The organism is Kitasatospora sp. NPDC001119, from assembly GCF_053598475.1.
The window spans coordinates 26976-41037 of the sequence record NZ_JBSFKI010000001.1; the positions used below are offsets into that span (position 1 = coordinate 26976).

Annotated in this window: 10 protein-coding genes; 6 read left to right on the plus strand and 4 right to left on the minus strand. The window is 74.2% G+C overall.

Annotated elements, in window-relative coordinates; translation table 11 throughout:
* Positions 1–62: 62 nt before the first annotated feature.
* On the minus strand, positions 63–3077 hold the full coding sequence (locus tag ACWDD9_RS00130; RefSeq protein WP_079272478.1) for an ATP-binding protein: 3015 nt from the start codon (positions 3075–3077) through the stop codon (positions 63–65).
* Positions 3078–3387: 310 nt separating this feature from the next.
* Between ACWDD9_RS00130 and ACWDD9_RS00135 the strand changes: the two genes are divergently transcribed.
* The 3 genes from ACWDD9_RS00135 to ACWDD9_RS00145 all read left to right on the plus strand — a co-directional run bounded on the left by ACWDD9_RS00135 (position 3388) and on the right by ACWDD9_RS00145 (position 6844).
* Entirely contained in the window at positions 3388–4335 is a 948-nt protein-coding gene (locus tag ACWDD9_RS00135) for a terpene synthase family protein (protein ID WP_049649515.1), read from the plus strand.
* A 430-nt stretch (positions 4336–4765) separates the two neighbouring features.
* Positions 4766–6289 carry an acetaldehyde dehydrogenase ExaC gene (gene exaC / locus ACWDD9_RS00140; protein ID WP_449810371.1) on the plus strand — a complete coding sequence of 508 codons (1524 nt, stop codon included), beginning with the start codon at positions 4766–4768 and terminating at the stop codon, positions 6287–6289.
* Positions 6290–6520: 231 nt separating this feature from the next.
* The gene (locus ACWDD9_RS00145) at positions 6521–6844 is read left to right on the plus strand and encodes a hypothetical protein (protein ID WP_049649513.1); all 324 of its coding nucleotides are present in this window, start codon (positions 6521–6523) and stop codon (positions 6842–6844) included.
* Positions 6845–6922: 78 nt separating this feature from the next.
* Here the strand turns inward: ACWDD9_RS00145 and ACWDD9_RS00150 are convergent, their stop codons facing one another.
* Positions 6923–8146, minus strand: coding sequence for a serine hydrolase domain-containing protein (locus ACWDD9_RS00150; protein WP_449810372.1), 1224 nt, complete (start codon positions 8144–8146; stop codon positions 6923–6925).
* A gap of 122 nt (positions 8147–8268) precedes the next feature.
* On the opposite strand from ACWDD9_RS00150, the gene ACWDD9_RS00155 reads away from it, so the two are divergent.
* The 3 genes from ACWDD9_RS00155 to ACWDD9_RS00165 all read left to right on the plus strand — a co-directional run bounded on the left by ACWDD9_RS00155 (position 8269) and on the right by ACWDD9_RS00165 (position 11996).
* Complete coding sequence (locus tag ACWDD9_RS00155; RefSeq protein ID WP_049649511.1) at positions 8269–8778, plus strand: NUDIX hydrolase; 510 nt, start codon at positions 8269–8271, stop codon at positions 8776–8778.
* Between the two features lie 131 nt (positions 8779–8909).
* Positions 8910–9752, plus strand: coding sequence for a TetR/AcrR family transcriptional regulator (locus ACWDD9_RS00160; protein ID WP_375876293.1), 843 nt, complete (start codon positions 8910–8912; stop codon positions 9750–9752).
* Positions 9753–9983: 231 nt separating this feature from the next.
* On the plus strand, positions 9984–11996 hold the full coding sequence (locus ACWDD9_RS00165; RefSeq protein WP_449810373.1) for a hypothetical protein: 2013 nt from the start codon (positions 9984–9986) through the stop codon (positions 11994–11996).
* Positions 11997–12143: 147 nt separating this feature from the next.
* On the opposite strand, the gene ACWDD9_RS00170 is transcribed toward ACWDD9_RS00165, so the two are convergent.
* Together ACWDD9_RS00170 and ACWDD9_RS00175 are read right to left on the minus strand one after the other, a co-directional pair.
* Positions 12144–13193 carry a TetR/AcrR family transcriptional regulator C-terminal domain-containing protein gene (locus ACWDD9_RS00170; RefSeq protein WP_449810374.1) on the minus strand — a complete coding sequence of 350 codons (1050 nt, stop codon included), beginning with the start codon at positions 13191–13193 and terminating at the stop codon, positions 12144–12146.
* 155 nt (positions 13194–13348) lie between these two features.
* Positions 13349–14059 (minus strand): spermidine synthase family protein, encoded by a 711-nt coding sequence (locus tag ACWDD9_RS00175; protein WP_117492522.1) that lies wholly within the window; start codon positions 14057–14059, stop codon positions 13349–13351.
* Between the last annotated feature and the right edge of the window lie 3 nt (positions 14060–14062).

Genomic DNA, 14062 nt, shown 5'->3' on the forward strand with positions numbered 1-14062 from the left:
CCGGGCGCCGGACCCGCACGCCGGGCGCTGACCGCCGCGCCCGGCACCCGCCCCTCGCCCGCCTAGTCGTTCAGGTCCCCCAGCCGCCCCAGGTCCCGCTGCTGCGGCGGCAGCCCGAGCGCCGAGGCCAGGCCGTCCGGCCCGCTGCCCGCCTTGCGGTAGACCGCCGCCAGCCGCCGGTTGACGATTCCGATCGGCACCCCGAGCTCGTCGGCGATCCGCTGCGGCGGCACGCCCTGCACGGCCCGCTTGGCGACCTCCCACTCCGAGCTGCTGAGCGTCTCCAGGGTGTCCCGGAAGTCGCGCAGCCCCACCCGGTTGGGCCGCAGGCCGTAGTTGGCGAGCTCCTGCCGCGCCCGGTCGACCAGCCCCTCCGCCGAGCAGTGCTGGGCCAGCTCGATGCCCTGGTACAGGCACTCCTGGGCGTCGTCCAGCCGGCCGACCCGGCGCAGCGCGGCCCCGAGGTCGACCAGCGCGACGGCGTGCTCGTATCCGGCCGGGGACTGCCCGAGGTACGCCACGGCCTCCTCCAGCAGCTCGACCGCCTGTCGGCCGTGCTCGATCCGCGCGTACAGCCGCAGCGCGCTGCCGATCGCCGAGGCGGTGCCGAAGGCCCGCGCGTCATGGACCGCCTTCTGGGCGTACTCCCGGGCACGCTCGGGCTCGTCGCCCGCGATCGCGATGGCGAGGTGGCCGGCCCAGGGCGCCCAGACGGTGTTGCGCCAGCCGCGGATCTCCAGCTGGGAGCCGGCCTCGGTGAGCGCGGCGGCCGCGCCCGCGTTGCGGGTCTTGGCGACCAGCAGCTTGCCGTACAACGAGGCGGCGTCCGGCAGCACCATGGCGGTCGCGTGGTACGGCGGGTGGAAGCCGGAGTCGTTGGCCAGCTGCCAGGCCTCGTCGATCCGGCCGCGGGCGAGCAGGGTGTCGACCAGCACGCCGACCGCGTCCCAGGCCAGCGGCAGCATGTCCCCGATCCGCTCGGAGATGCGGTGCGCCCGGCGCAGGAAGTCCTCGGCCTCGGCGAGCAGGCCGCGGCGGAACCGGGCCAGGCCCATCAGGAAGTAGGCGAAGCCCCGGTGGGCGCCGCTCCAACCGGCCACCTCGAACTGGATGATGGCGTCCGCGGCCAGCCGTTCGGCCTGGGCGATGCGGTCGTTGTAGATGTACGTGAGGCAGAGCATCGAGGGCAGTTCGAAGCCCCAGGTGGTGTCGGTCCACCCGAGGCCCTTGGGCAGCCGCCCGCCGTCGAGGACCTCGTCGGCGAGCGCGAGCGCCTCCGCGGACGGGGCGCCGCGCAGGGTGAGGTCCCAGGCGCGCATGGCGAGTACGGCCCGGGCGGAGGCCTCCTTGCCGTTCAGGCTCCGGCACATCTCGCCGAGCCGGGCGGAGCGGCCCGGGCCGTCCTCCTCGGACTTGCGGAAGGCGTGCCACATGAACGAGGCGGCCTGGAGCCGCTGACGGCCGGCCGGGTCGACGGTCTGCTCGGCCTCGCGCTGGCAGACCAGGGCGGCCTCGCCCAGCTCACCGGCGTGGGCGAGCACCTCGGAGAGCCGGAAGGTGGCGTCCACGCGCAGTTCGGGCCGCAGCGGCAGCTCGTCGGGGTCGAGGGCCAGCTTGAGCTGGTTGACGGTGGCGACGGGGTCGGTGAGCAGTGCGGAGCAGCCGAGTTCGTACATCACCTCGGCCTTGATCTCGTCGGCGGGCGGCTCGTTGAGTGCGCGGTGCAGACAGCGCTGGGCGGCCTCGGGGGCTCCGATCAGCTGGTGTTCGATGGCGGCGCGACGCAGCTTCTTGACGATCCGGTCGTCGCCCTCGCCGGAGTGGGTCTCGACCAGGTGGCGGGAGGCGGCGAGCAGGCCGAGTCCGGCGTTCTCGATCTCGGCGGCGGCGATGCCGTGCATGCCGAGGCGGGTGGCGTCCGGCATGGTGTTGTAGATGGAGCTGGCGATCAGCGGGTGGACGAACTCCAGGTTCCCGTTGGGGGTCTGGGTCAGCACGCGCTGCTTGCGCAGCTGCTTGATGGACTCGCGGGCGCCCTCGGTGCTCTGGGTGGAGATCCGGGTGGCGAGGTCGACCCGGATGTCGGTGCCCAGCATCGCGCAGGCCCAGGCGTACCGCAGGGTGCTGGCGCCGAGCCGGTCCAGCCAGCTCTTGAGGGTCATCCCGGTGGCGTCGACGGCGAGTTCGCGCAGCTGTCGGGAGTTCTCCTCGACCGGTTCGAGCTCCTGGTCGCGGACCTGGTCGAGCAGGGCGATGACCTCGAACGGGTTGCCGTTGACGACGTTCCAGAACTCGTAGCAGAAGGCCTCCTCGGCCTTGTCGCCGAGTTCGGCACGGATCATGTCGGTGACCGAGCTGAGGTTGAGGCGGTTGAGCTCGTGCCTGCGCGCCTTGAGTCCGAGGACGGCCCGGCGGAATTCCTGGGTCTCGGTGGGCCAGTCGCTCTCGTCCTCCCGGAAGGCGAAGACGAGCAGGACGGGAAGTTCACTCGATCGGATGGCGAACTTGGTCAGCCAGGAGAGTGACTCCCCGTCCGCCCAGTGCAGGTCGTCGACGATCATCACCATCGGCGCCCGGCGCGGCGCGAGCTGGGTGAGGACGTAGTCGAGGCCGTCGCGCACGCCCTGCGGGTCGAGGCGGCGGGCGCCGGCCTTGGGCTGCTTGAGGCCCATGGCCGGTCCGACGACCTCCTCCCAGGTGCCCATGACCTGGGCGAACACGTCTGGCGGCAGGTCGCTGAGCACGGGCTGGAGCAGCTGCCGCAGCACGTGGTACGGATCCTTGAACTGCCGTTCTCCGCCTCGGGCGAAGAGCACGGTGGCGCCGTCGCGGAGCTTGGCGAGCCGCCGGACCTCGTGCAGCAGACTGGTCTTTCCGATGCCGGGGCGGCCGGAGAAGGTGAGCAGGTCACCGATCTCGGTGCCACCTGCGGCGAAGCCGCGGCAGAGCTGGTCCACGGCGGCCTCCACCGAGCGCAGTTCGGAGTCGCGGTCGTGCAGCCGGACCCGGGGCGCGGTGCCGTCGCCCTCGTGGGCGGAACCAGCACCCGCCCGAATTGCGTTCTCCTGCTCGGTCACCGTCGTGCCTCCGCCTCGCCCGCTCGCGTCACAGCTCCATCACTGCGTGCAGCCGAGGTTAGCGCCGCGCGGCCGTTCCCGTGGGGCATTCGTGCAGGCTGGGGCGGACGGTGAGGGTTCGGGCGGCTTGTCAAGGGCAACTGCCCTATATCCCTAACGTCCGATCATTGCATCAGATACCCTACGGCCTTCGAGGTTCGGATGATCTTGCGGAACCCACCCCCACCGCCCGCGCCTCGCCGCGTCAACTCCCCCCACCATCAGCGCTCGAACAAAAAGCGCCCCCAACCTCCGCTGCACCGGGAGTCCGATGTCTGACGACACCTCACTTCAGATTCCGTTCCCGCACCGCCGCAGTCCGCACGGCCCGCGCGCCACCGCACTGCACCGGGACTGGCTCATCCGCCACCCCCTGCTACCCGACGCCGACCACCCCGGCTACGCCCACTGGGAAGTGGTGGACCTCGCCGCGCTCGGCTACCCGGACGCCGGTCCGGACGAACTCGCCCTGGCCGCCGACCTGATGGGCTTCTACTTCCTCTTCGACGACCAGTTCGACGGCCCGCTCGGCCGCCGCCCCGCCGAAGTCGCCCCGATCTGCGAACGGCTGATCGCCGTCCTGCACGGTGCCCGCCCCGACCAGGACTCCCCGGTCGAGACCGCGTTCGCCGACCTGTGGGACCGCAGCGTCCAGGGCATGCCGGCCCGCTGGCAGGCCCGCGCCGCCTACAACTGGGAGTACTACCTGGCCAGTCACCCGGCCGAGGCGGCCGGCCGGATCTCCACCCGGCCGCCGGACCGCGACGGCTACCTGGAGCTCCGACGGGGCACCGCGGCCATGGAGACCATCTTCGACATGGTCGAACGCCTGGGCCAGTTCGAGGTCCCGGCCGCCGTCCTGCACCACCCGGTGCTGCGCCAACTCCGCCAGCTGGCCGCCGACATACCGTCCCTCAGCAACGACGTGCGCTCCTACCCGCTGGAGGCGCCGCGCGGGGACGTGAACAACCTGGTCATGATCGTCCAGCGGGAACGGTGCTGCTCGGCCGAGGAGGCCTGCGCGGCGGTCATCGCCGAGGCCCAGCTGATGGTCGACCGCTGCGCCGAGCTGCGCGACCGACTGCCGGACGTCCACCGCGAGTTGGGCCTCTCCCGGATCGAACGCGTGATCGCCGAGCGGTACGCGGACGGACTGCTGACCTGGCTGGCCGGCTACCTCAGCTGGGAGGCCCGCACCGGGCGGTACCACGCGGTCTGACCGGGCGCCCGCCCCGAACCGCCCGACGGGCGTACGGCGGCCCGCCCCGGGAGCGCCGTCCGGGCCACGCGGCGGCGTGCGGCGGCACGCCGCGGGAACGCGGCCGGAACGCGCGCCCCGCAGCGATCCGGTTCCGGGCACCTCTGGCAGATCCGGCCCGAGGCACCCGCGGTGATCGGTTCCGGGCACCCGTCGGCACGCCCCCGGGAGCGGCCGGCGGACACACCCTCCGTACGAGCCCGGCGTACGGACCGTAGCCGCGCCGGGCGCCGGGCGGTTATCGTGCTCGACGGCGGGCGCCCGGCGGGGCGCCGGTCCGATGGCGTGTCCCACCCCTCCCGCCGGACCGCCCCCTGACCGGGCGGTCCGGCGTGCCGCCCGCGGCCCGAGCCGCGCCGACGGCACCCGACGCAGCGAGGAGACACCGAGCATGACGGTCTACCAGCCCCCCGGCACCCCCGGCAGCATCGTCGCCTACCGCTCCCGGTACGAGCACTGGATCGGCGGCGACTGGACGCCCCCGGTGCGCGGCGAGTACTTCGGCAACCCGACCCCGGTCACCGGCGAGGTGTTCACCGAGGTCGCCCGGGGCACCGCCGAGGACATCGAGGCCGCCCTGGACGCGGCCCACGCCGCCGCCCCGGCCTGGGGCCGCACCTCGGCCGCCGAGCGCGCGCAGGTGCTGCTGCGGGTCGCCGACCGGATGGAGGCCAACCTGGAGCGGCTGGCCGTCGCGGAGAGCTGGGAGAACGGCAAGCCGGTGCGCGAGACGCTGGCCGCCGACCTCCCGCTCGCCGTCGACCACCTGCGCTACTTCGCCGGTGCGCTGCGGGCCCAGGAGGGCAGCCTCTCCCAGCTGGACGAGGACACCGTGGCGTACCACTTCCACGAGCCGCTGGGCGTGGTCGGCCAGATCATCCCGTGGAACTTCCCGATCCTGATGGCGATCTGGAAGCTCGCCCCGGCGCTCGCGGCCGGCAACGCGGTGGTGCTCAAGCCCGCCGAGCAGACCCCGGCCTCGGTGCTGCTGCTCGCCGAACTGACCGCCGACCTGCTGCCGCCCGGCGTGCTCAACATCGTCACCGGCTTCGGCGAGGAGGCCGGCGCCCCGCTCGCCGCCAGTCCCCGGGTCCGCAAGGTCGCCTTCACCGGCGAGACCACCACCGGCCGGCTGATCGCCCGCTCGGCGGCCGACAACCTGATCCCGGTCACGCTGGAGCTCGGCGGCAAGAGCCCGAACGTGTTCTTCGCGGACGTCGCCGCCGCCTCGGACGCCTTCTACGACAAGGCCGTCGAGGGCTTCGCGATGTTCGCCCTCAACCAGGGCGAGGTCTGCACCTGCCCCAGCCGCGGGCTGATCGACTCCGCGATCTACGAGCGGCTGCTCGCCGACGGCCTGGAGCGGGTCCGGGCGATGCGCCAGGGCGACCCGCTGGACACCGAGACCCAGGTCGGCGCCCAGGCCAGTGTCGAACAGCTGAAGAAGATCCTCTCCTACTTCGAGATCGGCCAGGAGGAGGGCGCCAAGCTCCTGGCGGGCGGCGAGCGGGCCGACCTCGGCGGCGCGCTGGCCGGCGGGTACTACGTCACGCCGACGGTCTTCGAGGGCGACAACTCGATGCGGGTCTTCCAGGAGGAGATCTTCGGACCGGTCGTCTCGGTCACCCGCTTCGACGGCTTCGACCACGCCGTCGCCCTCGCCAACGACACCCAGTACGGGCTCGGCGCGGGCGTCTGGACCCGCAGCCTCAACACCGCCCACCGGGCCGGCCGCGCCATCCAGGCGGGCCGGGTCTGGACGAACTGCTACCACGCCTACCCGGCCCATGCGGCCTTCGGCGGCTACAAGAACTCCGGCATCGGGCGGGAGAACCACAAGGCGCTGCTGGAGCACTACCAGCAGACCAAGAACCTGCTGGTCAGCTACTCCCCCGACGCGGTCGGCTTCTTCTAGGAAGTCGGCTTCCTCCAGGAAGCGGAGCGGCAAAGCGGAGCGGGAGGCCCACCGGGGCCTCCCGCTCCTCGCCACTCCCCGTGGCGGGCTCCGGGGCGATTCGCCTGTTCCGGGGATCAAAGCACATGAATGCGCCCAATTCACCGACGCGCCGCCGACATGCCCGGACGGCCCGCGCGAAAGCCGTAGACAGGACTCCCCGTACCCCAACCCCCGATCCGGGAGTCCCGCGTGACCATCGCCCCCACGAAACTCAGCGACCCCGCCGTCCGCGCCTTCGTCACCGCGGTCAACGCGGGCGACCGCGAGGCCTTCTTCGCGCTGCTCGCCGCGGACGCGACCATGTCCGACGACGGGTCCGAGCGCGACCTGGCGGACTGGGTCGACCGGGAGATCTTCGGCCCGAACGGCCGGATGGCCGTCCAGACCGAATCGCACGGCGGCCACGCGCTGGTCGCCGAGTTCACCAACGAGACCTGGGGCACGATGCGCACCGCGTGGCGCTTCACCGTCGACGGCGGGAAGATCCGCCGCTTCGAGACCGGCCAGGCCTGAAGCGACCGGCCTGGCCCGGGGCCACCAGCCAGGCCTGGGACTACCGGCCGGGCCCGGGGCTACAGGCTGACCCCGGGGCTACCGGTCCAGCCCCAGGCACCCCCGCACCGCGCGGATCAGGTTCCGCGAGCGGACGTCCCCGGTGACACCCGGCTGCATGCCGTTGGTGACGTAGCCGAAGCCCAGCCCCAGGTCGGGGTCGGCGAAGCCGAGCGAGCCGCCCCGGCCCGGGTGGCCGAAGCTCGCCGGGGAGGCCATCGGCGCGGTCGGACCGTGCCGCCAGAAGCCCAGGCCGAAGGTGGAGTTGACGATCAGCACCCGGTCCGGCCCGCTCACCGCCGGCCCGACCGCGCGTGCCAGCACCTCGGGGCCGAGCAGCGGCGGCAGCAGCGCGCCGGAGCCGTCCGCACGGTCGGCCGTGCCGATCAGCGCCGCGTAGAACCGGGCCAGCGACCGGGCGGTGCCGATGCCGCCGGCCCCGGGGATCTCGGCGGCCTGCACCGCCGGGTCGTTGAGGTCCACGCCGGGGCGCACCGAGGCGAAGGAGCGGGCGGTCAGCGAGGCCGGGTCCTGGTAGGCGTCCCGGACGGACTGCTTGGGCCGCAGCCGCAGCCCGCTCGGACCGGTCCGCGCCGCCTCCGGGGCCGGCAGGTCGACCAGCTTGCCGACCCGGGGCGCGGCGCCGGCCGGCAGTCCGATCCACAGGTCCAGCCCGAGCGGCCGGGCGACCTCCTCGGCGAAGTACTGGCCTATGGTCCGGCCGCTCACCCGGCGCACCACCTCGCCGACCAGCCAGCCGAAGGTGTACGGGTGGTAGCCGTGCGCGGTGCCGGGTTCCCAGGCGGGCTCCTGCGCGGCGACGGCGGCGGCCGCGCGCTCCCAGGTGAGCACGTCCTCCAGCCGCAGCGGCACGTCCAGCGCGGGCACCCCGGCCTGGTGCGAGAGCAGCTGGCGCACCGGGACGCGGCCCTTGCCGGCCGCCGCGAACTCCGGCCAGTACGAGGCCGCCGGGGCGTCCAGGTCGAGCAGGCCGCGCTCGACCAGCAGCAGCGCGGCGGTCGCGGTGAGGCCCTTGGTGACCGAGCGCAGCACCTGGGCGGTGTCCGCCGTCCACGGCACCGCGGGCGCCGGCCGGCCGCCGACCTCCGGCCGGGCGTCGCCGCCCCACAGGTCGACCACCTTGCGGCCGCGCACGTACAGCGCGAAGGCCGCGCCGAGCTCGCCGTAGTCGGCGAAGTTCCGTGTGAAGGCCTCCCGTACGGGCTCGAACCCCTCGGCCGTCTCGCCCCAGATCTCCACCACCGCGTGCCGTCCTCGACCAGTTCCGCTGCTTCTCATGCCATGTGCGCTCGCTTTCGATCTCCTTCGATCCTTCTTCGATCGAATTCGTTCGAACCGAGCCCAGAAACCCTAACCTGTCCCCCATGACCAACCCTGCCGAAGAACTGCTGGACATCGTCGACGAGCACGACCGCGTGATCGGGACCGCCCTGCGCGGCGAGGTGTACCGGCGCGGGCTCACCCACCGCTGCGTCTTCATCCTGGTCCGCGACCCGGCCGGACGGATCTTCGTCCACCGCCGCACCGACACCAAGCTGTTCGCCCCCGGCGCGTACGACATGTTCGTCGGCGGCGTGGTCGGCTCCGGCGAGACCTACGCCGAGGCCGCCGTCCGCGAGGCCGAGGAGGAACTCGGCGTCCACGGCGTCACCCCGCGGCCCCTGTTCAAGTTCCTCTTCGAACAGGACCGGCTCTCCTGGTGGTGCGACATGTACGAGGCGGAGTGGGACGGCCCGGTCTCCCCCCAGGAGTCCGAGGTCGCCTGGCACGCCTGGCTCACCCCCGCCGAACTCGCCGACCGCCTCACCCGCGACACCTTCGTCCCCGACGGCCTGGAGGCCTACCGCCGCTACCTGGAGCTCCGGTCCGCCTAGCGCCGCCGAGGCCTCGGGGCTGAGGGTCCGCGGTGCGGGGCGGCGTGCGGGCTTCGGAGACGGCGTGCGGGCCGACGGGCGGCGCGCCCCAGGCTCCACCGGAGGGCCCGCGACGAACTAGGGTGGCGCGCATGGCCTCCCGTACGCCGTCTCCGACGGCCGACCACGCAGCACGGACCTCCGCATCCGCCGGGGCGGCGGGCGGGCGGCCGCGTCGGCGGCTGAGCGTGGACGAGCGGCGGGAGCAGCTGATCGCCGTGGCGCTGGAGCTGTTCAGCCGCCGGCCACCGGAAGAGGTGTCGATCGACGACATCGCCGCCGCCGCGGGCGCCTCCCGGCCGCTGGTCTACCACTACTTCCCCGGCAAGCAGGCGCTGTACGAGGAGTCGCTGCGGCGGGCCGGGCAGGAGCTGTCGGCGCGGTTCGAGGAGCCCATGGAGGGGCCGCTGTCGGAGCGGCTGCACCGGGTGATGGGCCGCTACCTGGACTTCGTGCAGAGCCACGGGCCGGGCTTCGCCGCCCTGCTGCGCGGCGGCTCGGTGGCGGCCAGCGCGGGCACCTCGGCGGTGATCGACGACGTGCGCCGGGCGGCGCAGGAGCAGATCCTGGCCCACCTGGCGATCCCCGCGCCGAGCGTCGGGCTGCGGCTGACCGTCCGGGCCTGGATCGCCAACGCCGAGATCACCTCGCTGGAGTGGCTGTCCGAGCGCTCGGTGCCGCTGGCGGAGCTCCAGCTGCACCTGGTGCAGGAGTTCGTCGCGGCGCTCACCCTCACCGCCGCCCGCGAGCCGGCCCTCGCCGCCGAACTGGCCTCCTTCTTCGCCGACGAGCGCCCCGACGGCCCGACCGGGCGCCTGGTGCGGGACCTCGCGGGGCTGTTCGCCGTGCCGGGGATCGTCGAAGCGGTCACCGCGCTCGCGGCCGGCACCCCCGACGACGGGTCCGCGCAGGCCACCGGGGCCGCCGCCGAGTGACCCGCGCGGTCGGCGGAGCGGTAACCGTGCCCGGCGGAGCGGTAGCCGGGGTCGGCGCCGGACTCGTCACCGCGCGCCGACCGTCCAAGTGATCATCGGGTGATCCTGCGGTTCGGTCAGGACAGTGGGCTCTGATAGGAATGAGCAGGGATCTGACGGCGCGCCGCCGCGCCGGGGCCGGTCCCACCCGAACCACCGACAGCAGACGGAGCAGAGCGGGGGGCTCACCAGGTGACCCAGGACGTCCAGTTCAGCGTGGAGGCCAATCCCTTCGCGGCAGCGGAGCAGGTCTGCGCGACCCTCGGCACCCTCACCGACGCCCTCTTCGACCAACACACCTCGCGCCACCCCGCGGCCTCGCTGAGCGCCCTGCGGACGGCCGAACACCCCGCCGCCGAGGCGCTGTTCGCCCTGCCGCTGGCCCCCAACGGCCCGGTGCACACCGCCCTCGACCGGCTCGGCACGGTGACCACCGCGGGCACCGGACGGCCGGGCACCGGCGCGCGGCTCACCGACCGGGTGGTCACCGCGCTCCAGGCCCGGTACGGCGGCGGCGCGGTGCGCGGTGCCATCGCCGACCGGGGCACCACCTCGGCCGCGCTGTTCCAGCTCCCGGTCACCGGCGAGTTCGCCGACGCCAAGCTGCGTCCGCCGTTCGCCCCCGCGCTGGCCGCGCTGGCGGCCGGGCAGCAGACCCGCCAGCCGGTCGAACTGCCCACCGGCGCGGGCGCCGAGGTCCGGCTGGTCGTACCGCCCGGCTTCCACTCGCTGACCTCCCCGGGCGGCCCGCCCGGCGTCTCCGCCCGTACGGTGCCCCCGCTGCCCGACGGCGCGGACCGGACCGGCGGCAGCGCGAGCGGTGGCAGTGCGAGCGGTGGGAGCGCGAGCGGTGGGAGCGCGAGCGGTGGGAGCGCGAGCGGTGGGAGCGCGAGCGGTGGGAGCGCGAGCGGTGGGAGCGCGAGCGGTGGGAGCGCGAGCGGTGGGAGCGCCCCGGCCACCGTGGCGGCCGCCGATGAGCTGGCCCGGCACCTGGCCGAGGTCGCCGAGGAGCTGTTCAGCGCCACCGGTCCGGAGCCGCGGCGCGACTTCGCGGTGATCTCCGCCACCCTGGCCGACCTGATCCGCGACGCGGGCGTCGTGTACGCCGGCGTCTGCGCCCTGGAGCTGGACGACCGCGCCTCGGACGCCGCCCTGGTCGTCTCGCTCGCCCGGCACCCGCTGCCGATCACCGCGCTCGCCACCGAGCTGGCCACCGTCCGGCGGCACGCCGAGGTGTGGACCGTGCTGCTGCCGGCCGGACCGGCCGCCGTCCTGGTCGAGGGCCGGACCGTCCCGGTACCCGGACCGCTGGCCGCCGACGGACAGCGGCGCTGGGTGGTCACCTCGGCCGTCCAGGCCTTCGTGCCGCTGCCGGACGGCGGGACGGTGCTGTGCGCCCAGCTGTCCACGGCACGGCCGGAGGACTGGGAGCTGTACACGGAGGCGTTCGCGGAGCTGCTGAAGAGCATCCAGTTCGGCTGGGACGGCGTACCGGTCCCCGGCGCCGCGGCCGCCGTCCCGGCCGCCGCGGTGAGCAGTGTTCCGACCCCGGCGCCCGCTCCCGCCCCGACCCCGTCGCTTGCTGCCGCCGTCGAGGAGGCCCCGGCGGAGGCGCCGGAGGAGAGGCCGGTGCACCTGCGCGGCACACCGGTGCGGGTGCCTCCCGCGGACTTCAACCCCTTCGCGCCGGTCGCGGAGACCCCGGAGGTCCCCGCCGCCGGTGGGGACCAGGCGGCACCGGACGCCGAGGGCGGACCGAAGGGCACCCCGGTGATGGTCCCGCCGCCGGACTTCAACCCCTTCGCCATGGGGGGCATCCCGGACGTATCGAGCGACGCGCCCGCCACCCGGCCCGCCGGGGCGGCTCCGGTCGCCGATCCGTTCGGCACCACGGTCGCGGCCGAGCAGAAGGCCGACCCGTTCGGCACGACTCTCCCCTCCCAGGGCCCGGCCGTCCCGCCGCCGCCTTCGACCCCGCCCGTCATCCCGGCCCAGGCACCGGCCGCCGCGGCGGCGGCGGCGGAGCGGGGTTCGGGGCAGGGCGGGGACGCGGAGGAGCCGGCTCCGGGCAAGGGCACGCCGGTGATGGTCCCGCCGCCGGACTTCAACCCCTTCGCCATCGGGGGCCTCCCGGACCTGTCGGCTCCCGAACCGGAGCCGGCGGAGGAGGCAGACGCCGAGCCGCAGAACCGCCCGTTCGGCTGAGCCGGAGGCGGGGGAAGCCGCTGCGCGCCGTCACCGCGAACAGGTGACGGCCGTCAACGGACAGCTGACGGCTGACAGGTAACAACCGACAGATAACAGCTGACAGATTTCAGCGAACGAAATCTGAAATCTGTTACCTGTCATCTGTCAGCTGTTCGCCGCCCCCTGCCCCCGCCGCTCGATCATCAGACCGACCCCGTCCAGCATCCGCGCCATCCCGAACTCGAACAGCGCCTCCAGGCCCAGGTCGATCTCCGGCCCCCGGTTCATCGCGTCGAACATCGGGAACCGCTCCGGATCCGCCATCAGCCGGGCGTGCTCCTCACCCTCCACCCGGTCCATCCACTCCTCCGCGGACAGCCCGCTGTCCTGCTCGGCCTGCGCCTCCCGCTCGAAGTGGACGGCCAGCCCGCACACGAACGCCGCCAGGGCGACGGCCGCCTGGGCCATCTCCTCGCCGCTCAGACCCCGCCCCGCCAGGGCGGCCATCGACCGCTCGGTGTGCACTGCGGCGTCCGGCGCCAGCACGGGCCGGGTGAAGGACATCGTGGAGGCCAGCCACGGGTGCCGCCGGTAGATCCGCCACTGCAGCCGGGCGACCGTCTCCAGCCCCTCCCGCCAGTCCTCCGCCGGCGGCTCGGGCAGCGGCTGTTCCCCGAACGCCACGTCCGTCATGAGCCGCAACAGCTCGTCCTTGCCGGGCACATGACGGTAGAGCGACATCGTCGCGACGCCCAGATCGGTCGCGACCCGGCGCATCGACAGCGCCGCCAGCCCCTCCTCGTCGGCCACCCGGACGGCCGTCGCGACGATCCGCTCCCGGGTGAGCTCGCCCTCGCCGCCCGCTCTCACCCGCCGCGCCGCGGCCGGCGCCGCGGTCAGCTCCGCGGTCGGCTCCGCGGTCGGCTCCGCCACCGGCCGCGCTTCCCGCGCCGGTTCCCGCCGCGGCTCCCGGGCCCGGACCTCCTCCGGAGCCGCCTTCCCGGCCACCACCGTGCCCACCCCGGGAACGGCCCGTACGAGCCCTTCCTCCCGGAGGCGGTTCAGCACCTTGGTCGCCGTGGCCATCGCGACGCCCCACTCCTGGGTGATCCGCCGGGTCGACGGCACCCGCGCCCCCGGCGCCAACTCCCCTGCCGCGATGCGACGTCGGAGCTCGGCCGCGATCCGCTCCGAGGGACTCCCGCTCTCAGCCACCCGATCCCACCATCAACCTGCCGTTCAACAGCCGTGGCGCCGACAGCAGTTGACGCACCAAGCGCCAACCACCGGCCGCCACAGCCGGGTTCACCCGAGATCCGGCCGCACCCGGCCCGATCCGCGTCCGCCCTCAGCCGGCCCTCGGCGCGCCCTCAGCCCGCCCGCCGGGCCAGGTGCACCACGTCCGGCACCCCCCTGGCGACCGGGATCTCGTGCGTCACCACGTCCGAGAACCCCACCGCCCGCAGCGCCTCCTCGAAGGCCGGCGAAGGCTGCGCGCTCCACACCGCCAGCACCCCGCCCGTCCGCAGCCGGTGCCACAGCACCGCGAGCCCGTCCGCGCCGTACAGCCCGTCGTTGGACTCGGTGACGGTCCAGTCCGGCCCGTTGTCGATGTCCAGGCACAGCGCGTCGTAGCGCTCGCCGTCCGCCGCCGCGAGGTACTCCAGCAGGTCGGTGTGGAGCACCTCGACCCGCGCGTCCTCCAGCGCACCGTCGGAGAAGGCGCCGAGCGGGCCGGTCCGGTGCCAGTCGATGATCGCGGTCTCCCGCTCGACGATGGCGATCCGCCCCCAGCGCGGCTCGGCCGCCGCGTACGCCAGCGAGAAGCCGACCCCGAGGCCCCCGATCAGCACCGACGGCCGCTCGACCGGGCCGCCCGTGCGGTCCAGCTCGTCCAGCGCCGCCTGGATCAGCAGCCGCTCCGAACGCCCGTCGGCGGTGTCCATCAGGAAGCAGCCGTTGGCGATGATCTCGAAGTCCCGACCGCGTTGCCGGAGCACCACCTCGCCGTACGGGCCCTCCCGCCGGTCGAGGGTGACGACGGCCTCGTGGCCGTCGCGTTCGGGCAGTGCGGTGGTCATCCG